The following is a 19,864-nucleotide window of genomic DNA, read 5'->3' as shown; positions in this document are numbered from 1 at the left end:
TGAGGGCTCATGGATATCAAATCGGACATTTTTATACACGGAAAGGCTTTGTTCAGCACGAAGGGATTCAAACAAACGAATATTAAAGAAATCGCCCAATCCGCCGGCATCGCCGTTGGAACGTTCTATAACTACTATCCGTCTAAAGAGCAGCTGTTCCTGGAAATCTACATCCAGGAAAATGAGAGCCTCAAGAAACAGCTTATGGAATCGATCGATGTGGATCAGGAGCCGCTGAACGTCATTAATCAACTGATCATGCGCAATATTGAGGCTGTTCATACCAACCCCATTTTGCAGGAATGGTACAGCAAGGACTTTTATAAAGGACTTGAAAAATACTATAGAGCTGAAGGCAGTAAAAATATCGATTCCTTCCGTGCTTTTTACATGGAATTATTTAAAACCTGGAAGGCCCAGGGTAAGATCAGGGAAGATATCGAGGAAGAGCTTTTGCCCGGTTTCCTGGATTCGCTGGTCTACCTCGATATGCACAAAGAAGAAATCGGAATTCAATATTTCCCGAAAATCACACTGTATTTAGCGGAATTCATTATGCAGGGACTAACAAGAGATCACCAATGATTGATGTTGGTCTTTTTTTTCGCTTGGGATGAATGAACTTAAAAATATTCATTCATAAGAACATGTTGAAAAGAGGATGGGATAAGATGAAAATGAGGTTGAAAATGAGATTGGCAGCCATAATGTTATGTGGTCTGTCCATTTTCCCCCTGTTGGCATCAGCGCGTGATGGGGAAAGCACGAAAGTAGAGCGACCAGGAAACGTTGTCTTTTCCGAAGTGGATGCGTACATTGCCCGTGAAATGAATCGGCAGCGTCTTCCGGGGCTGGCTCTCGGGATTGTACAGGGGGATCGGATTCTTTACGTCAAAGGATATGGTCAAGCCGATTCATCCGGCCGTCCTGTAACTCCTGAAACGCCTTTCGGAATCGGCTCCATCGGCAAATCGATGACGGCAATGGCCGTTCTGCAGCTTGCCGAATCCGGTAAAATCGACCTGGATGCGCCTATACAGCGCTATATCCCTACCAAGTATAACGGTGCAGACTTCATTACAGTACGTCAGCTGCTTAACCAAACAAGCGGCTTCTCCCAAATCTCCACTTTTAGCAACACGCTGTCTAGCATTAACGACTCCAATCAAGACGCTCTGGAGAAAAACGCCATGTCTTATGCGAAAAAGTTTTTGAAGGAGGCCAAGCCAACCGAACATCCCTACAGGTATTCGAACGCAAATTACGTATTGCTCGGCTATATTGTGCAGCAGGTGTCCGGCCAGTCGTATGGCGACTACGTAAAGGAACATATTTTCAGCCCGCTGTCGATGGATCACAGCTACGCTACACTCGATGAAGCAGCTGAGCACGGATTGGCTACGCCCTACCGGCGGATATTCGGATACAACGCTGCCTACGATGGCCCTTATGTTTATATTCCAGGGGATGCGCCCGCCGGCTACCTCTATGCAAGTGCGGAGGACATGAGCCATTATTTGATAGCCCAAATCAACGGCGGCCGTTTTGAAAATAAGTCCGCGCTCTCTCCGGAGGGAATTCGGCTAATGCAGACCGAGCCTGCTCCAGGAACGTACGCCATGGGTTGGATGACGGCACGTATTAACGGTTTGCCGGTGATCGGTCAGCCGGGCGGCTCGATCGGCTTCCAAGCCCAGGCTTATATTGTGCCGGAACAACAATTGGGAGTGATCGTGTTCGCTAACGTGCTTGACGCGATCGATTCCACATTATTCAAATCGCACATCATCACGACGACCCACATTGCAACCGGGGTCATCAGCATCTTGAATGAGCAGCCGACAGGCGGACCTTTTCTAAGCATTTCGCAGAAATACCTGCTTGCTAACGGAATCATGATCGTACTCAGTGCATGGTTATTATACACGGTTGCTCGAACGGCCAGACGCTGCCTTGGACCATGGAGAACTGCCCCTTCCGGCTTGTCCGCAATGTCTTTCAGATTATTGATAGCCAACATGGTTCTTGAATTCGCAGGTTTGTTTATTGTGCTCATATTGAGCATGACTCAGGTCGTGCCGGTATGGCATATTGCGGAAATTTATCAGCCGGACGTCATCCTTTGGCTGAAGATAGTCACCATCCTTCTGGCACTGAAGGGAATGATGAAGACGATTTGGTTGGTCCGGTATGGGATGCGGCGAAACCTTCCCATGAACCAAGACCGGGAGATTCAAACCGGCTCAGGAGGTACAAAGTAAGCGGTCTATTCAGCAATCAAGGGTGCGGTCATCAACCTGTACCCTCTACGCCGGATAAGCGGCGGAACGGCAAAAGGGGCTTTCCCGGTCGGATCGACCTTTGGGAAAGCCCCTTGGCTATTACGCCTTACAGCGACATTTTGTAAATTTCGATGACATCTTCCTTGTTCAGCTTGCGGAAGTTGCCGAACGGACCGAAGCGGACCGATTTCTCGGCCATCACTTCAATCTGGCTGTCGTCGATGTCGTAATCGGCCAGGCGGGCCGGCGCTCCGATAGAGCTCCAGAAATCGCGCAGCGCCTGAATGCCCTCTTCCCCAACCTGTTCGTCGCTCTTACCGGCCGGATCCACGTTAAACACGTTGACGGCAAGGCGCTTGAAGCGGCCCGGATCCACGCTTAAGTTATATTTCATCCAGTTCGGGAACAGGATGGCCAAACCGCCGCCATGCGGAATGTCATACACGGCCGATACGGCGTGTTCAATATTGTGGGTCGCCCAGTCGCCGGACATGCCCATGTTCAGCACCCCGTTCAGCGCCATTGTGCCGCAGTACATGATCGTAGAACGGTACTCGTAGTTTTCCAGATCGTTAATCAGCTTCGGCGCCGTTTCGATGACGGTTCGAAGCACCGTTTCGCAGAAGCCGTCCTGAACCGGCGTGTTGGTCTCCTGGTGGAAGTAATGCTCCAGCACGTGGGACATCATGTCTACCATGCCGTAAACGGTTTGGTCCTTCGGCAGGGAATACGTGTTCACCGGATCCAGGATGGAAAATGCCGGGAAGGCAAGCGGGCTGCCCCAGCCCATCTTTTCTTTCGTCTGCTCGTTCGTAATGACCGAGCCTCCGTTCATTTCCGAGCCCGTCGCCGCCATCGTCAGCACCGTGCCGAGCGGAAGGGCCGCCTGCGGAGCGGCTTTGCGTTCTACAAAGTCCCACATATCACCGTCGTATTTGGCGCCGACCGCAATCGCCTTGGAGCAGTCCAGGACGCTGCCGCCGCCAACCGCAAGGATCAGCTCAATGTCATTCGTCCGGCACAGGTCCACCCCTTTATGTACCGTTGATAAGCGCGGATTCGGCTCTACGCCTGCCAGCTCGGTTACCTCGGCGCCGATTTCCTTGAGCAGCGCAAGCACGTTGTCGTACAGGCCGGAGCGCTTGATGCTTCCGCCACCGTATACCAGCAGCACTTTTTTCCCGTATTTCGGAACTTCGGTTTTTAATTTATCCAGCTGACCCTGGCCGAAAATCAGCTTGGTCGGGTTATGAAATTCAAATGCCTTCATTGTCGGATTCGCCTCCATGATGTAATAAGTTGCCCTAAATATTATAACCCTCCGGCCGCAGAAGAAACAAACCGCCCTTCCCGTGCAGGGAATAAGCGGTTTGTATAGAGGGACGCATCCCCCGAATATAAGAAATTACGCCTTGGTATAGCCCATCGAAGCAAGGAAGCGGCGGAACGCCTGCTGCCCGGCCTCCGTCCGTTTGTAGACGCCGGCGTGGCCCAAAATTTCCACGAAAATGCGTCCTACCTCCTCGCGGACCCACTCCGCGGCGGCAGCTTTGTCCCGCTCCATGCCCTGTTCTTCCACCAGGCGGGTGATCCATGGTTTGTGAACCTGAAGCGAATGGTTGTCGTCCTGAAGAAGCGCTTCATACAGCCCGCGGTTTCCGGATAGAATATCCGCGACCTGATCCAGCTCTTCCTTCAGCCGTCCCGGCAGAATCGCCAGGCCCATCACCTCGATGAGGCCGATGTTCTCCTTCTTGATATGGTGCATTTCGGCATGCGGATGGAAAATGCCCGCCGGATGCTCCTCGCTGGTCCGGTTGTTGCGCAGCACCAAGTCCATTTCGTATCCGCCGTCCGGCGTCCGATGGACGATCGGGGTCACCGTGTTATGCGGCACCCGCTCTCCGCCCTCTTCCGTAAAAGCATAAATCTCGGCTTCCGGATCGCTGTACTGCTTCCAGGCCTCGTAAATGGAATCGGCGCATTCCAGCAGGACGGTATTGTCCGCCGAAGTAAGCCGCAATACAGACATCGGCCATTTGACGATGCTGACCATCACGTCCGGAAAGTGCGGGTGGGTGAAGGATGCTTCCTTCGGCGCGTTCTGAATCGGGAACGTATGGCGCCCTCCCTGGAAATGGTCATGGGTCAAAATGGACCCACCCACGATCGGCAGATCGGCATTGGAGCCGATAAAATAATGCGGGAAGACGTCTACAAAAGCGAGCAGGCGCCGCAGGCTGTCCTTCGTCAGCTTCATCGGCACGTGATCATGGTGGAACACGATGCAGTGCTCGTTGTAATACACATACGGCGAATACTGGAAGAACCAGTTTTCGTTGTTCATCTCAAGCGGAATAACCCGCAGGTTTTGGCGCGCGGGATGGTTCACCCGGCCGGCATAGCCCACGTTCTCGCGGCACAGCTGGCATTTGGGATAGACCGGCGGCGGCAGCAGCTTGGCCATGGCGATTTCCTTCGGACTTTTCTCCGGCTTGGACAGGTTTATGGTCATTTCGATGTCGCCGTATTCCGACGGATACGTCCAGTACACATTTTTGCTGACCCGATCCATCCGGATATAGTTCGAGTCGATCGACAGCCGATAAAACCGGTCGGTGGCCGCTTCGATTCCCTGCTCCCGTGCCGTGCGCTCGAAATCGGCGATTACTTCCGAAGGCCGCGCCATGAGCAGGCCCATAATTTTGGCGTCGAGCAGGTCGCGGTAGGTGTCGGTATTCTCCGGCATCAGTCCGATCTCAAACGCGTAATCCAGCAGCGTATCGATCATCCGCTGCGGACTGTCCGCGGCCTCCGGCTCAGTCTCGCTCAGCGAAGGCTCGCTTGCGCCGAACATATCCAGCAGCAGGTTGCGGCTGTAATCGGTGTCTTCAGCCTGAATGAGCCGGTGTTCCAACGCGAAACGAACGAGGCGGTCGATCGCCTGCAAGGCTTGTTCTTTTAAGGGATTCGTGTTGTCAGTCTGTGGATTCAATGCGCTTCCCCCTTATTCTTTGCCGTATCCGTCAGGATGGCTTTGATGCCAGCTCCAGGCGCTCTCGATAATGTCCTCCAGCTTGGTACGCGAAGGGTTCCATCCAAGCACATTGCGGGCTTTTTCAGAAGATGCAACGAGCACAGCGGGATCTCCGGCACGGCGGGCTTGCACGACGACGGGAATGTCCAGGCCGGTGACCTTTTTCGCCGTCTCGATGACTTCCTTGACGGAGAAGCCTTCCCCGATCCCCAGGTTAAACACGTTGCTGGCCTCGCCCTTGCGCAAATAATCAACCGCCCGCAAGTGCGCATCCGCCAGATCGCTTACGTGGATGTAGTCCCGGACGCAGGATCCGTCTGCGGTCGGATAGTCTTCGCCGAAGACGGCGATGCTCTCGCGCTGCTTCAGCGCGGTTTGCAGCACGAGCGGAATGAGATGGCTTTCGGGACGATGGTCCTCGCCGATTTTGCCGCCGTCATGCGCCCCGGCTGCATTGAAATAGCGCAGGGCCACGTACTTGATGCCGAGCACCTGGTCGAACCAGGACATCATGCGCTCCATCATCAATTTGGTCTCCCCGTACACGTTCGTCGGCTGCGTGCGGTCGCTCTCGACGATCGGCACGCGTTCAGGTTCGCCGTAGGTCGCCGCCGTGGAGGAAAAGACGATCCGGCGCACGTTCGCCGCGTCCATCGCTTCCAGCAGGCAGAGCGTGCCGTAGACGTTGTTGTCATAGTACTTCACCGGCTTCTGCATGCTTTCGCCCACGAGGGAATTCGCTGCGAAATGGATCACCGCGTCGATCTCGTTCTCGGCGAACAGCTGCGCCAGCAGTGCCTTGTCCCGCAGATCCCCTTCGTACAGCTTGCCGCCGAGCAGCGCGCCGCGGTGCCCCGTCTGCAAATTGTCGAGCACGACAACCTCCTCGCCGCGCTCCAGAAGAGCCGCTACCGTATGCGACCCGATATATCCTGCTCCACCCGTTACGAGAATAGCCATGTTAGTGATCCCCCTTCAGTTCCTTGACTCCGTCTCCAGCGCTGCACACATAGAAATCCGCTTTGAGCCCCGTTCTCGCCTGATACGCTTCGCCGACCTGCTGAATGAACCGTTCCACCGCCTCTTCATGCACGAGCGACACGGTGCAGCCGCCAAAGCCGGCTCCCGTCATCCGCGAGCCCAGCGTGCCTTCGATCCGCTGCGCTTCTTCGACCATGACATCCAGCTCTTCGCAGCTGACTTCATACAGGTCGCGCAGCGAGGCGTGCGAAGCGTTCATCAGCTGGCCGAATGCCTGCAGATCGCCCTCTTTCAGTGCTTCCACGGAGTCCAGCACCCGCTTGTTCTCTTCGACCACGTGCCGGGCGCGTCTCACAACCGTCCCATCGGCGATGGCATCCTTCAGCGATTCGAACTGATCCGGCGTCAGACCGGCCAAATACTGAAGCGATGGCATCTTCGTCTGCAGCTGGGCCAAGGCGGTTTCGCACTGCGAGCGGCGTTCGTTGTAGGCCGAATCCACAAGGCCTCTGCGCTTGTTCGTATTGCTGATAACCAGCTTGTAGGTTCCGGTGCGGAACGGAACATGCTTGTATTCCAGCGTGTCGCACATAAGCAGGATCGCATGGTCCTTCTTGCCGTTCGCGACCGCAAACTGGTCCATGATGCCGCAGTTAACGCCGACGTACTGGTTCTCAGCCTTTTGCGACAGAAGCGCGATCTGTACGGTGTCCGTACTGTAGCCTTCCATCTTCTGCAGCGCATACGAAGTGACCACTTCGATCGAGGCTGAGGAAGACAATCCGGCGCCGTTTGGAATATCGCCGTGATAGAGGATGTCATAGCCTTTCGTGACCGGACAGCCGATATTGGCGTTCTCGACCATGACGCCGACGGCATAGTCCACCCACTCGCCCGTTTTGTGGCTGCCGATTTCCTTGACGGTTAGTTTGTATTCATAAGGCAAATTCGTAGAGGCCAGCTGAATCACATCGTCTTCGCGCTTCCGAATGAGCAGCGTTGTGCCGAACTCCAGCGCCGCGGGAAGGACATAACCTCCGTTATAATCGATATGCTCCCCGATCAGGTTAACCCGGCCCGGAGCATGAAACACACGTACTTCCTCGTTGTTCTCACCGTATTTCGTCTTGAATTGCTGCAATAAAGTATCCGATGTCATAGGGATATGCACCCATCCTTTCCTTATGGTTCTGCTCTTTCATTATAAAAGGAGTTCCTGTCCGCGTTAATGCAATTATGTTGACTCGATATGGATTTATGTGACCTCAAAGCTTATAATGGTGTAAGTATGACTGCATTTATTTTGATGTCTGTGAAAGGATCGATGAATCGATGATTCCGCAGGAGACCTACTCCGTTGCTTCAAACCCCGTATATCATGTCGACGGCCCGCTGCACGTGCTGTTCGCGGGAGAGAGCCAGACCAAGCCGGTGCATGCCGTCGGGCCAAAAATTTATGACTACTATCTGCTTCATTATGTAGAAAAAGGAAAAGGGACGTTTCGAACCGAGCAGCGCACCTATGAGCTTGGACAAGGAAGCTGCTTCCTCATTCATCCCGGCCAGCTGGTCAGTTACGCCTCCGACGCCAGCGAGCCTTGGCGCTACCGCTGGACCGCCTTCTCCGGCAGGGAGGCGCAGGGGCTCCTCGCGAATGCCGGCTTCGATCCGCTGCATCCGGTGCTCTTTACCGACGGGGATACGATGATCCCCGGCTCCATCGAACGGATGCAGGAGACGTTCTATACGAAGCAGGAAAGCGCCGATCTGGCGTCGCTCGGCTATCTGTATCTGATCTTCTCCGAAGCGCAGAATATCCTGTCCAGCCATTCCCGGCTGACGGGAACAGAATCGCAGGTACAGCGGACTGTCAAGCAGATGATCCACTATATGTCGGCACAGTATGCCCATCCAGTCTCCATTGAGCAAATGTGCGACAGCCTCGGTTATAACCGGGCCTATCTGTCGCGGATTTTCAAGAAGGAAACCGGCTGTTCGCCGGTGACCTATTTGCTTAAGCTCCGCATCGATAAGTCTCGCCAGCTGCTGCGCGAACGGCCGGAGCTGTCGATCGAGCAGGTGGCCGCCTCCGTCGGGCTGACGGACGCCCTGTATTTCTCCCGCCAATTCAAGCGGCTGTGCGGGCAGTCCCCGACGGCGTACCGCGCCGTCGTAACGGCTCCGGACCTTGTAACGTCCGCACGGCCGGACTCCCAGCGCGGATCCTAAGCGCCAGGGCACACAATAACCCGCATGCCCTGCCCTCCGGCAGACAAGCGGGTTATTGTGAGTTAGGCCCGATACAAGCGGGTTATTCTGTCTGATGGGACAAGGCAAGCAAGCTAATGCGTTTAAAATGAATGCAAACCAGTCATGTGCATGTAAGGTCGACTGCAATCGGGTGATTGGAATTATCCGGGTTATGCTTGCAAAGTAACGAATATGGACTTAAGTTTCCGTCACCGGAACCTGCCTCTTATTTATCCGCAGGATATACGCAGAATCAGGATTCGCTTTCCGTTTTCAAAATCGCTTCGATCCGGTCCAGTTCCTCTTTGCTGAATTCCTGGTTCTTCAGTGCAGCCACGTTGTCTTCGATCTGGCTGACACGGCTGGCTCCGATCAGGGCAGAAGTGACGCGCCCTCCTCGCAGCACCCAGGCCAGCGCCAGCTGGGCCAGGCTTTGGCCGCGGGCGGCGGCAAGCTGGTTCAGCGCCCGAATCTTGCGAAGCACGTCCGGCGTAATGTTGCTCTCGTTCAGGAAGACCGACGGGCTCGCGGCACGCGAATCTTCCGGAATGCCGTTCAGGTATTTGTTCGTCAGCAGCCCTTGAGCCAGCGGGGTAAAGGCAATCGTGCCGATCCCCTGCTCGTCCAGCACGTCCTGCAGGCCGTTCTCAATCCAGCGGTTCAGCATGGAATAGCTCGGCTGGTGGATCAGGAGCGGCGTACCCAGCTGCTTCAGGATCGCGGCGGCTTCCGCCGTCTGCTCCGCCGAATAATTCGAAATGCCGACGTACAGTGCTTTGCCGGAGCGTACAATATGGTCAAGCGCCATCATCGTTTCTTCCAGTGGAGTATCCGGGTCAAAGCGGTGCGAATAAAAAATATCGACGTAATCGAGACCCATTCGCTTTAGGCTCTGATCCAGGCTGGAGACGAGATACTTGCGTGATCCCCACTCCCCGTAAGGTCCGGGCCACATGTAATACCCGGCTTTGGACGAGATAATCAATTCATCCCGGTGGCTCTTCAGGTCCTGGGCCAGAATCCGGCCAAACGTTTCTTCCGCCGAGCCTGGAGGAGGACCATAGTTGTTCGCCAGATCAAAGTGGGTAATTCCTAAATCAAACGAGCGGGTGATCATGTTCCGCGCATTTTCATACGTATTGATTCCGCCAAAATTATGCCAGAGTCCCAGCGATATGGCCGGGAGCTTCAGTCCCGAACGGCCACAGCGGTTATAAGTCATCTCTTCATAACGTGATTCGCTTGGTGTATATGCCATTGATATCCGCCCTTCTCTCTCACGGTTAATAGACTTCTAGAACCATCATAAATCCTTGGCAAGGCATTTACAAGAAACCGATTACACGGGCTGTAGGTCCAGGGTTGGACTAAGCTGTTACCACGCTTGCTGCGCTGTATCACAACTGCCACTAACTAAATACCCAGTTTCCGCTCCACCTGCTCCATCACTTCGCCGATTTTTTCCGTGATCAGCAGATCCGCTTTGCGGTCATATGGAGTGGGATCCATATTCAGGAGAACGGTGCGGCTTCCCTGAAAATAGGACACCAGGTCCGCCGCCGGCTGAACCGTCAGGGAGGTGCCGCCGATGATGAGCAGATCCGCCTCGGAGATCGCCTCCACCGCACCGAAAAGCACCTGCTGGTCCAGGGGCTCCTCGTACAGGACGACGTCGGGCTTGATGATCCCGCTGCAGCTCGGGCAGCGCGGAACGAGCTTGTTCGTCGCCATGATATGTTCCAGGTCGTAAAACGCCCCGCAGCCCATGCAGTAATTGCGGTGAACCGAGCCGTGCAGCTCCAGCACCTCTTTGCTTCCCGCCTTCTGATGCAGTCCGTCGATATTCTGGGTCACGATCGCCTTCAGCTTGCCGGCTTGCTCCAGCTTGGCCAGCACCCGGTGGCATCCGTTCGGGGCCGCATCGGGGTGGAGCATTTTGCTGCGGTAAAAATCAAAGAACACCTCGGGAAGCTTCATAAAAAAGGACCGGCTCAGCATTTGCTCCGGCGGGTAAGGCAGATGCTGCTCGGTCTGATACAGCCCGGCGGCGGAACGGAAGTCGGGAATGCCGCTTTCCGTCGACGTTCCCGCTCCACCGAAAAAAACGATATTGCCGCTTTGTTCAATCCAAGAGGCAAGCGTATCTATGTTCTGCACGATATGGTGCACCTCCACAAGTGTTGGTCCTTTTGATCCGATCCGCGGCTTCTCGCTTCATATGGAATAAGGGACCAAGCCCGCCTCCACATTCGGGACGGCAGGCTGTATGGTGTAGTACCCGTTACGATCGGGTTTGATTCAAAACGCTTGGGTTTTACTTGATCATCATTCCGTTCAAAATATTCCGGCCGTTTACAGCTCTGACTTCGCCTTGCGGTAAGCCTCCATGTACTGCTCCGCTTTGCTGCGGACATGGCTTAAATCCCCAGTCTTTACAGCCTCGTTCGTCAGGTCCGAGCCAATACCGACGGCCACCGCTCCGCCTTTGATCCAGTCGCCGAGATTGGACAACGATACCCCGCCCGTCGGCATAAAGTCTGCTTGAGGCAGAGGCCCCTTCATCGTCTTGATGATGGACGGATCGTACAGGCTGCCAGGGAACAGCTTCACGATGTCGACCCCGAGCTCGAGTGCCTGCTGCACTTCGGCGATCGTCATGACGCCCGGCAGAATCGGCACGCGGTACAAATTGCACAGCTTAACCGTTTCGGGATTAAGCGAAGGACCGACGACAAACTGGGCTCCCGCCATAATGGAAGCACGCGCCGTCTGAGGCTCCAGCACCGTTCCCGCGCCGATGATGGCGAATTTGTCCGGGTCGCTCGTCTCCCAGCTGTACATCCTGCTGAGCTTCTCGATCGCATGCAGCGCTCCCGGCACGGTCAGCGTAACTTCGATGACCTTGATGCCGCCAGCGATCGCCGCCTCCGCCATGTCAAACACCTGATCGGCCGAATCTCCGCGCAGAACGGCAACGACGCCGTTATCGATAATTTTTTGCAAAAGCTGGATTTTTTTCACAATGACCGCTCCTTTGTGTTCATTATATGGAAAAGCCTGAAAGATGTCTATTTCCAGGGTGCTCCTAAAAACTTACCCCTTACCTCTCGATATGCGCCTTGTTGCCGAGCTTCGCCTCGACCTGCTCCCAAGTGGGAAGCGCTTCCCAATCGCCCACGGCCTGAATAACCATGGATCCGGTTAGATTCCCCAGACGGGTCGCTTCAACCGCGCTGCTGCCCTTCAATAGCCCGGCGATAAAGCCGGCACAAAAACCGTCCCCTGCCCCGACAGTATCCAGTACATTATCGGCTTTGAAGTACGGAACCTCCGTTACGTTCCCCTGTTCCAGCACATAAGTCAGATCAGGACCGCCTTTGACGATCGAAACGGCTTTCAGTTTGGAAAGGCTTGCAAAAATCGCCGAGTCATCATCCGTATCGTACAGCAGCTTCAGCTCGTCGAGCCCCGGTAAAAAGTAATCCGCCTTTTCGGCTAAACGCAGCAGCACGCCCCGCGCCTCTTCCAGACTCCACAGCTTCAGGCGGAGATTGGGGTCAAAGCTGATTTTGACGCCGGCTGCCGCGGCGATGTCTATAGCCGCTTCGACGCAGGCAAGCCCGGTCGGGCTGATCGCCGCCGTGATGCCGGTCACGTGCAAAATTTTGGCTCCGGCAATATAAGAAGCATTCAGCTGATCCGGCTGCATCCGGCTTGCCGCCGAGCCTTTCCGGTAATAGTACACCGACGTGCGGCCCGCCGTATTTTCCCGGATCATCATGCCTGTCGGCGCGTCGACGCCGCGCACCGTCTGCGACACGTCGACGCCTTCACCGCGGATCGACTTGTAAATCATGTCCCCGAGAGGATCCTTTCCCAGCGCCCCGAACCAGCCAGAGGTGCGACCCAGACGGGCGACACCGATGGCCACGTTGCTCTCCGCTCCGCCAAAGGATTTATGTAAGGTGGAAGCATACTCCAGGCCGCGGGAATCCTGCGCCGTGAACAGCCCCATGCTTTCTCCGAACGTAACAAGCTCGGGTGATCCAGGTAGGTTACTTTCCTGCATGTTTTCTTCCCCTTTCCGTTACTTGGTCTGTCCCTATTGTCAGCGGAGGAAGAAGGGTTGTCAATATGTAACAATTGAAGCAAGTTATTTACCAATGATTGCATAATTTAATTGTTTCACACCAAGAAAGCCGTGGTAAGTAAAGGATGCGCGCAACTAAATATAGAGTGAACTAAGGCTAACGTCATCCGCGCTTTCTTCGAGAGGCGGGTACGGACTTCGGGTCCGGAGGTACACTTTAGTTCAATCTATATCAATCAAAAAAACTACTTTCCAAGGAGTGATTTGAAATGGCACGCAACAACGATAATAACGGTAAAATGAGCAGAGAAGAAGCAGGTCGTATGGGCGGGGAAGCAACGGCCAAAAATCATGACAAGGAATTTTATCAGGAAATCGGCCGTAAAGGCGGCGAAGCCACTTCCAAAAACCATGACCGTGAATTCTATCAGGAGATCGGTCAAAAAGGCGGCGAGGCCACTTCCGAGTCTCACGACAAGGAATTCTACAAAGAAATCGGCCGCAAGGGCGGCAAAAACTAATCCCTGCCTGACGATCAGACAACAACGAGTGATTTATTGACATAAGCCAAAAAGGCACCTTCATTCCCAGCGAATGGAAGGTGTCTTTTCCTGTTTGCCCGCCTAGGCCTATCGTTCCCCGAATCTTTCGAACCATTGCTAGAAAAAGCTTTCATTTTGTGATAGACTCATTTAAAACCGTTTCGTTTTATACGGGCACTTTCATAGTTAACCGCGCTAAAGCGCGATACTTACAGTTAGGGGGAAAAAGACATCATGGCAGCTAATAAAATGCGCTCTGACATGATCAAGAAAGGCTTTGACCGCGCGCCTCACCGCAGCTTGCTCCGCGCGGCGGGCGTGAAAGAGGAGGATTTCGGCAAACCGTTTATCGCCGTGTGCAACTCATACATCGATATCGTTCCCGGCCACGTCCACCTTCAGGAATTCGGCAAATTGGTCAAGGAGGCCATCCGCGAAGCCGGCGGCGTTCCGTTTGAATTCAACACGATCGGCGTCGATGACGGCATCGCCATGGGGCACATCGGCATGCGTTACTCCCTGCCGAGCCGCGAAATCATCGCCGACTCACTCGAAACCGTTGTCTCCGCCCACTGGTTTGACGGCATGGTCTGCATTCCGAACTGTGACAAAATTACGCCGGGCATGCTGATGGGCGCGCTGCGCGTCAACATCCCTACGATCTTCGTCAGCGGCGGTCCGATGAAGGCCGGCGTCGACAGCAAAGGACGCCGCCTGTCCCTGACATCCGTATTTGAAGGCGTCGGCGCTCACCAGGTCGGCAAAATCAGCGACGACGATCTGCTGGAACTCGAACAATACGGCTGTCCTACATGCGGATCCTGTTCGGGCATGTTCACCGCGAACTCCATGAACTGTCTGGCGGAAGCCCTCGGACTGGCTATGCCGGGCAACGGAACAATTTTGGCTGTCGCCGAAGAACGCAGAGAATTCGTCAAGCAATCCGCACGCCAGCTGATGGAACTTGTGAAGATGGATCTGAAGCCGCGTGACATCGTGACCAAGGAATCCATCGACAACGCCTTTGCGCTCGACATGGCCATGGGCGGCTCCACCAATACCGTGCTTCACACCCTGGCCCTCGCCCAGGAAGCAGGCATCGACTATCCGCTGGAGCGGATCAATGAAGTCGCCAACCGCGTGCCGCATATCTCCAAGCTCGCACCGGCTTCGGATTACTTCATCGAAGACGTTCATACCGCAGGCGGCGTAAGTGCCGTGCTGAACGAGCTGCTCAAGAAGCCGGACGCATTGTACGGCGACTGCATGACCGTTACCGGCAAGACGCTGGCCGAGAACGTGGCCGGCTGCGAAATCCAGGATAAGAACGTTATCCATCCGATCGACCAGCCATACTCCGAGCGTGGAGGTCTGGCGGTGCTGTACGGTAACCTGGCTCCGGAAGGATCCATCATCAAAGTCGGCGCCGTGGATCCATCCGTCGGTGGTTATCATAAAGGTCCTGCCATTTGCTTTGACTCCCAGGAAGAAGCGCTGGAAGGCATCGCGAACGGCAAGGTTAAAGAAGGTCACGTCGTCGTTATTCGTTACGAAGGACCTAAAGGCGGCCCGGGCATGCCGGAAATGCTGGCGCCTACGTCCCAAATCGTCGGCATGGGCCTTGGAGCCAAAGTCGGCCTGATCACGGACGGACGCTTCTCCGGCGCTTCCCGCGGAATCAGTATCGGCCACATTTCTCCGGAAGCGGCTGAAGGCGGTCCGATCGCTTTCGTCGAAGACGGAGACATCATTGAGCTCGACCTGAACAACCGCAAAATCGAGCTTCTTGTCAGTGACGAAGTGCTGGCCGAGCGCCGCACCCATTGGAAAGGCTTCGAGCCGAAGGTCAAAACAGGCTATCTCGCCCGTTACTCCAAGCTCGTCACCAACGCCAGCCAAGGCGGCGTCATGAAAATCTAATCCACTCTGTATCGAAGAAAGATGCACCCGAGGTGCTTCATAAGTCGCTCCGACTTGTGAAGCACCTTTTTTATATGAAGAAGCAAGGAGCTATAACCGTTAAGGCTGCTTTATTCAGATCGCGGTTCAAAATCAAAAAGGGCTGTCCCCGGCTGCGGTTATTAGCCACAGCCGGGGACAGCCCCAATCATTATTAATTCGTATAATTGCTGTTTGATTTACATAGCAGGCGGCGTGCTGCCGATGCCCTGCGACGAAGCAACCAGATTCAGGTCAAGCAGCTCGCCCTTCTTCTCCTCTTGCGGATCGGACGGCTCCTTCACTTGCTGCCGGCGGTGAGATCCGCTCTCGGAAAACCGCTCGACCAGCTGAGCGACGGGCATGACCAGCAGTTTCGGAACCATCTGTTCGGAATGGTCCTTCAGCCGTTCCTGTCCGGACGGATTAATGATCCGCAGCAGGAATCTCAGGTACAGCTTCGTCGACTTGGCGAACAGCCCGTCTTTTAAGTCGACGATTTTGAAGCCGAAGTTCTTTGGCCCCCGGTTAATCATCGTGATTCCGTATATGGCCTTCGCCTGCTGCAGTTCAGGGTCGCTCAGGATGATCCGGGCCAGTTCCGGGAACTGATCTTCGGTGCCACGAATCATCTGGATGGCCAGGTGCACCATCGATCTGGACCGGACACCGAGCCGGAACAGCTTCTCGTTATCGAAGTGCAGCTCGATCACTTTATCTCCCTTGGACAGCGTTGCGCCGTCATTCATCTCCACCGTTTGTCCCTTATAGGTTCGCAGCCGGTAATGGATGAACGGATCATAAGGACGGATTGATTTCAACCGGTACATCGCGTGAAACAGCGTCTCCCACAGCAGCCATACTTTGACCGAAGCCCGTTTCAGCCGCGGCAGCTTTCGCTCGGGTGCTTTCTCCTTCGCTTCGATCATCTCGTCGATCCGGATGGCTTTCATTCCTCGGCGCTCCGCTTCTTCCAGCACCCGCTCCAAGGCGATCAGCATCTGCTGCGGCGCGTCCGGGTTAGCCCCGGCCGTCAGGCCGCAATCATGCAGCAGCATCACTTCTCCCGGCTGTAACTTGTTCATCATCCGTTCGGTCAGCCGGTCCGCGCCGATCCGTTCACGCCAGTCGCCGAACATAGACGACCACAGGACGATCTTGAACTGGCTCCGCTTGGCAAAATCGAACAGATTCACGATTCCCCACGGCGGACGGTAATAAGAACTGCGCTCACCGGTAATCGTATGAATAACCTTGTCGGTCTTCATAATCTGTTTCTTGACCGTTCCGGGCCGCATCAGCCAGTTCGATTTATGGACGTAATTATGAATGCCGATCAGATGGCCTTCGTCATAGATCCGCTTGACGATTTCGGGATGTTTCTCCGCATGCGAGCCGACGACGAAGAAGGTGGCCTTGGCGTTGTATCTTTTCAGAAGGTCCAGCAATTTCGGGGTATAGACCGAATCGGGACCGTCATCGAAGGTCAGCGCGTATTCATGCTCCGTAATCCCTCTGCGGAATACGCGGAAACCGAATATCCGGGTAATCAAGCCGGGAATAAATGCGTAAAACGATGAGATGTAAAATAACCAAAGCAGCAAAGTCTGCATGTCATATCCCCACTTTTCTCTGTATTGACTTTGACTTGCCGAAAGGCATGTGTAATTTGATGGCTTTGATTTTTATAGACACTCTATAAAAATCGCTACCTCTTATTTTATCACAGTGACTCAAGAAATAGGCGTTTTTTTATAAATCGTGTACAATGAAAAATAATCTGTTGTGAAAAGGAGAGATCCGCCCGCGATGCTTCCATTGTACAAAAAATACTGGCGAACCTTTGTGGATATCGGGTTCATCGTACTTACCGTTTTCCTCGTCATGTACATATTCAGCAAGCTGTACCAAATCGCCGCGCCCGTATTTTTATCCTTCGTCGTCTTCTTTATGATCGAACCGCTGGCCAAATTTTTACACAAGAGGGGCATGCCTAAACCGTTCGCTTCCGCCATTTCCGTACTGGTGTTCATTCTGGTGATTCTGGGGATCCTGTTTGGGGTCGGCTTGATCGTCGTTTCCCAATTCGCCCAGGTCCAAGATAATTTGCCCAAATACACGCATATGATTCAGACGGAATTTACCAAGCTGACGCAATTTCTTCAGGAGAAAATCGCAGCCCTACCGCCGAACGTCACCGCAAAAATGAACGAGTATTTTACGACGCTAACGGATTATGCCAGCGGCTGGGCCACCGCTTTCTTTAAATATATGGTCGGACTGTTCAGTTCGTTCTCGTCCTTTATGGGCAACTTCGGCATCGCCATCATCCTCGCGTTCTTTCTCAGCACCGAAATCGGCAGCTGGAGAAGAGTGATGCGGGACAAGTCGCCGAAGACGCTGAAGAACGCCTACACGTTCCTGAAGACGTATGTTCTGAAAGCCATCGGTTCCTACATCAAAGCCCAGCTGATCATGGTGCTCATCACCCTCGTCCTCGTGTATGTCGGGCTGCTGATTCTGCGCACAGGCAACGAGCTCGCACTGGCCTTAGTTTGCGCCGTATTTGATATTCTGCCGCTCGTCGGGGTTCCGGTCATCCTGATCCCCTGGATCATCTACCTGTTCATTGTCGGCAATATCAGTCTCGCGATCGGACTTTCGGTTCTGCTCGTCGTGGTGCTTCTCACCCGGCAGCTGCTCGAACCGCGAATCACGGGCAATTCGATCGGCGTATCGTCGGCCTTCCTGATGCTCTCGTTCATGATCATCTCGCTGTCGATCTTTGGCATCGCCGGACTGATCCTCTCTCCCGTGCTGCTGATCCTGATCAAAGAACTGCTTCAGCAAGGATATTTGCAGAGCTGGATCCGCCTTCCGAAGGAAGAGTTCGACGTCTCGCCGTTTGATATGACTACCCGCACGCCGGACACTACGCCGGATGAGCCGCAAGCAGGTTCATAATACGTCCGAACAGCACCGTCGCCTGGTTCCGGGAGGACGGCGACATATTTTGATACAGTACTGCAGCCGCGTATTTCGGTTGGTTCACGGGTCCGTACCCGATGAACCACTGATGATTACGCGGCTGCCCGTTTATGGTCACCTGGGCCGTTCCCGATTTGCCGGCTAGCGGCCATGCCGTGCCGCGGATCGACTGACCCGTTCCTTTGGTGACCACCTTTTCCATCCAGCCAGTGATCAAATTAGCGGTGGCAGGCTGGACGGCTCCAAAAGACGACGGAGCCAAATGGGGCTTAAGCTCCTTCATCAGCTGGCCGTTCGCATACGAAACGCTCTCCAGAATTCGTGGCGCATGGACTTGTCCCTGCTGAAGAAGCGTCACGATCATGTTGGCGGCCTGCAGCGGGGTCACCTGAACGTCACGCTGACCGATGCCGGTCTGTGCCCGGATCCCCCCGTCCCGGTTCGCCTGATCTGGATCGGCAAAGATCTTTCCGCTGTCCTCGTGATCGAACGGGCGCAAAAGAGGCATGCCGAGAATGTCCTTTTCTTCCCAGCCCACCGTTCTGCCCAGGCCCAGCTTATGGGCGGCCGCTTCGATTTCGCCTGCGGACAGCCGCTCCGCCAGTTCGGCAAACACGGCGTTGCACGATTCGGCATAAGCTTCCGCCAGTGTAATCACGCCATGCTCTTTGGGGCAGGAGAGTCCATATTTACCGTATGCGCCGGTGCACGCAAAGGTTTCATCCGGAGAGGTGACGCCCGCCTCCAGAGCCGCTGCGGCAATGACCGTTTTGAATATGGAGCCGGGCACGGCCGCTTGCAAAGCGCGGTTGTTCCAGGCCCTTTGCTCCGGATGAACGTCCAAGGGATTGTAGAACGGCAGCGACACCATGGCCACCACATCGGCTGTTTGAGCATCAAGGAGGACAACGGCGCCCTCCTTCATCCCCGACTCCTTGGCCAGCTGCCCGATCTGCCGCTGCAGCGCCAGGTCCACCGTGGTGCGAAATTTGAGCGGATAATAGGCGTTACCCGGTCCTTTAATCCGGATTCCGGTTCCCGGAATCGGCTGATCGCTACCATCGACGGTATAATAGGCGGTCGTCGGACCCATCCCGCGCAGGAGCGGCTCCAGCGTCTTTTCGAGCCCGGCCGCCCCTTCCTGGAAGGCATACCCCGTATGAATCAGATGCTTCTGCCCGGGCTGCTCCGTCAAATAGCCGAGCCACTGCATTCCGCTGGCAGCATCCTCATACCGCTTGGTATACGGCAGCACTTCGATGCCGCTGATTCCGGCCTTCGTTACCCTCTTCGCCTCGCTGTCCTTTAACGCCAGCGGATCGCTCTTGCGGGAATCCGGCCACACGAGAGGGACGCTCAAGTGGTCCCACACCTTCAGGAAGGCGGCCTGATCCGTCTTCAGGACCCGGGTGACCGCATGCAGCTTGTCCTTCGCCTCTTGGCGGATGGAACCGGAAACCGGGAACAGCACGGCGGCGGAGACGGTCTTTCCTGTTAAGGGCTCTCCGTTTCTGTCGTAAAACTTGCCCCGTCCGGAGTCCAAAACCACGCCGCGTTCCCGCTGCAGCACCGACATTTCCTGCATCGTGAACCGGCTTCCGGGCAGCTCCGACACTCTCATGACGAGCTGGATGTAGGCTAACCTTAATATGAGTACCGTCATCATAAACGAAAGGATGACCAGCACATAGAAAATGCGCTGCTTATGTTTTACGCTCAAGAAGAACCCCTCTTTATGCCTTTTCCACTCAGTATA

The 19,864-nt window shown here is 54.8% G+C and carries 15 protein-coding genes and 1 pseudogene; 6 read left to right on the top strand and 10 right to left on the bottom strand.

All coding sequences use genetic code 11. The annotated features are described in order from the left end of the window. Positions 1–9 precede the first annotated feature (9 nt). Complete coding sequence (locus FHS19_RS08915; protein WP_183581577.1) at positions 10–585, top strand: TetR/AcrR family transcriptional regulator; 576 nt, start codon at positions 10–12, stop codon at positions 583–585. 86 nt (positions 586–671) lie between these two features. Continuing rightward, on the top strand, positions 672–2,261 hold the full coding sequence (locus tag FHS19_RS08910) for a serine hydrolase domain-containing protein (protein WP_183581576.1): 1,590 nt from the start codon (positions 672–674) through the stop codon (positions 2,259–2,261). 127 nt (positions 2,262–2,388) lie between these two features. Here FHS19_RS08910 and FHS19_RS08905 read toward each other — a convergent pair whose 3' ends face one another. From FHS19_RS08905 to FHS19_RS08890, 4 genes are all read right to left on the bottom strand, one after another. Next, positions 2,389–3,552 carry an iron-containing alcohol dehydrogenase gene (locus FHS19_RS08905; protein ID WP_183581575.1) on the bottom strand — a complete coding sequence of 388 codons (1,164 nt, stop codon included), beginning with the start codon at positions 3,550–3,552 and terminating at the stop codon, positions 2,389–2,391. Between the two features lie 135 nt (positions 3,553–3,687). After that, positions 3,688–5,277 carry a UDP-glucose--hexose-1-phosphate uridylyltransferase gene (locus FHS19_RS08900; protein WP_183581574.1) on the bottom strand — a complete coding sequence of 530 codons (1,590 nt, stop codon included), beginning with the start codon at positions 5,275–5,277 and terminating at the stop codon, positions 3,688–3,690. Between the two features lie 12 nt (positions 5,278–5,289). Continuing rightward, positions 5,290–6,279 (bottom strand): UDP-glucose 4-epimerase GalE, encoded by a 990-nt coding sequence (galE, locus tag FHS19_RS08895; protein ID WP_183581573.1) that lies wholly within the window; start codon positions 6,277–6,279, stop codon positions 5,290–5,292. A 1-nt stretch (position 6,280) separates the two neighbouring features. Continuing rightward, positions 6,281–7,459 (bottom strand): galactokinase, encoded by a 1,179-nt coding sequence (locus tag FHS19_RS08890; protein WP_183581572.1) that lies wholly within the window; start codon positions 7,457–7,459, stop codon positions 6,281–6,283. 173 nt (positions 7,460–7,632) lie between these two features. Between FHS19_RS08890 and FHS19_RS08885 the strand changes: the two genes are divergently transcribed. After that, entirely contained in the window at positions 7,633–8,529 is an 897-nt protein-coding gene (locus FHS19_RS08885) for an AraC family transcriptional regulator (RefSeq protein WP_183581571.1), read from the top strand. A gap of 274 nt (positions 8,530–8,803) precedes the next feature. Here the strand turns inward: FHS19_RS08885 and mgrA are convergent, their stop codons facing one another. The 4 genes from mgrA to FHS19_RS08865 all read right to left on the bottom strand — a co-directional run bounded on the left by mgrA (position 8,804) and on the right by FHS19_RS08865 (position 12,619). Next, positions 8,804–9,808 (bottom strand): L-glyceraldehyde 3-phosphate reductase, encoded by a 1,005-nt coding sequence (mgrA, locus tag FHS19_RS08880; RefSeq protein ID WP_116229396.1) that lies wholly within the window; start codon positions 9,806–9,808, stop codon positions 8,804–8,806. A gap of 155 nt (positions 9,809–9,963) precedes the next feature. Further along, the gene (locus tag FHS19_RS08875) at positions 9,964–10,707 is read right to left on the bottom strand and encodes an NAD-dependent protein deacylase (RefSeq protein ID WP_183581570.1); all 744 of its coding nucleotides are present in this window, start codon (positions 10,705–10,707) and stop codon (positions 9,964–9,966) included. Between the two features lie 195 nt (positions 10,708–10,902). Further along, entirely contained in the window at positions 10,903–11,571 is a 669-nt protein-coding gene (locus tag FHS19_RS08870; protein ID WP_183581569.1) for a bifunctional 2-keto-4-hydroxyglutarate aldolase/2-keto-3-deoxy-6-phosphogluconate aldolase, read from the bottom strand. A gap of 79 nt (positions 11,572–11,650) precedes the next feature. Next, positions 11,651–12,619 carry a sugar kinase gene (locus tag FHS19_RS08865; protein WP_183581568.1) on the bottom strand — a complete coding sequence of 323 codons (969 nt, stop codon included), beginning with the start codon at positions 12,617–12,619 and terminating at the stop codon, positions 11,651–11,653. Positions 12,620–12,909: 290 nt separating this feature from the next. On the opposite strand from FHS19_RS08865, the pseudogene FHS19_RS08860 reads away from it, so the two are divergent. Together FHS19_RS08860 and ilvD are read left to right on the top strand one after the other, a co-directional pair. Continuing rightward, positions 12,910–13,155 (top strand): annotated as a pseudogene (locus FHS19_RS08860) (KGG domain-containing protein); the annotation flags it as partial. A gap of 261 nt (positions 13,156–13,416) precedes the next feature. Beyond that, positions 13,417–15,102: a dihydroxy-acid dehydratase gene (gene ilvD / locus FHS19_RS08855; protein WP_183581567.1), complete on the top strand. Its 1,686-nt coding sequence runs from the start codon at positions 13,417–13,419 to the stop codon at positions 15,100–15,102. A gap of 218 nt (positions 15,103–15,320) precedes the next feature. Here ilvD and FHS19_RS08850 read toward each other — a convergent pair whose 3' ends face one another. Continuing rightward, on the bottom strand, positions 15,321–16,733 hold the full coding sequence (locus FHS19_RS08850) for a polysaccharide deacetylase family protein (protein WP_183581566.1): 1,413 nt from the start codon (positions 16,731–16,733) through the stop codon (positions 15,321–15,323). A gap of 196 nt (positions 16,734–16,929) precedes the next feature. Between FHS19_RS08850 and FHS19_RS08845 the strand changes: the two genes are divergently transcribed. After that, positions 16,930–18,084: an AI-2E family transporter gene (locus tag FHS19_RS08845; protein ID WP_183581565.1), complete on the top strand. Its 1,155-nt coding sequence runs from the start codon at positions 16,930–16,932 to the stop codon at positions 18,082–18,084. Here FHS19_RS08845 and FHS19_RS08840 read toward each other — a convergent pair. After that, the gene (locus FHS19_RS08840; protein ID WP_312887176.1) at positions 18,053–19,828 is read right to left on the bottom strand and encodes a peptidoglycan D,D-transpeptidase FtsI family protein; all 1,776 of its coding nucleotides are present in this window, start codon (positions 19,826–19,828) and stop codon (positions 18,053–18,055) included. The two genes, FHS19_RS08845 and FHS19_RS08840, sit on opposite strands and share 32 nt — an antisense overlap. Between the last annotated feature and the right edge of the window lie 36 nt (positions 19,829–19,864).

Origin of the sequence: Paenibacillus rhizosphaerae, from assembly GCF_014192015.1 — a bacterium.
GTDB classification, from domain to species: domain Bacteria; phylum Bacillota; class Bacilli; order Paenibacillales; family Paenibacillaceae; genus Paenibacillus_AQ; species Paenibacillus_AQ rhizosphaerae.
This window is presented reverse-complemented; position numbering and strand designations above follow the sequence as displayed.

Bases quoted from the DNA above. Each gene is read 5' to 3' on its own strand.
- FHS19_RS08885 (WP_183581571.1), top strand. From the start codon at position 7,633: ATGATTCCGCAGGAGACCTACTCCGTTGCTTCAAACCCCGTATATCAT.
- FHS19_RS08905 (WP_183581575.1), bottom strand. From the start codon at position 3,552: ATGAAGGCATTTGAATTTCATAACCCGACCAAGCTGATTTTCGGCCAG.
- FHS19_RS08890 (WP_183581572.1), bottom strand. From the start codon at position 7,459: ATGACATCGGATACTTTATTGCAGCAATTCAAGACGAAATACGGTGAG.
- mgrA (WP_116229396.1), bottom strand. From the start codon at position 9,808: ATGGCATATACACCAAGCGAATCACGTTATGAAGAGATGACTTATAAC.
- FHS19_RS08845 (WP_183581565.1), top strand. From the start codon at position 16,930: ATGCTTCCATTGTACAAAAAATACTGGCGAACCTTTGTGGATATCGGG.
- ilvD (WP_183581567.1), top strand. From the start codon at position 13,417: ATGGCAGCTAATAAAATGCGCTCTGACATGATCAAGAAAGGCTTTGAC.
- FHS19_RS08865 (WP_183581568.1), bottom strand. From the start codon at position 12,619: ATGCAGGAAAGTAACCTACCTGGATCACCCGAGCTTGTTACGTTCGGA.
- FHS19_RS08915 (WP_183581577.1), top strand. From the start codon at position 10: ATGGATATCAAATCGGACATTTTTATACACGGAAAGGCTTTGTTCAGC.
- galE (WP_183581573.1), bottom strand. From the start codon at position 6,279: ATGGCTATTCTCGTAACGGGTGGAGCAGGATATATCGGGTCGCATACG.
- FHS19_RS08850 (WP_183581566.1), bottom strand. From the start codon at position 16,733: ATGCAGACTTTGCTGCTTTGGTTATTTTACATCTCATCGTTTTACGCA.
- FHS19_RS08910 (WP_183581576.1), top strand. From the start codon at position 672: ATGAAAATGAGGTTGAAAATGAGATTGGCAGCCATAATGTTATGTGGT.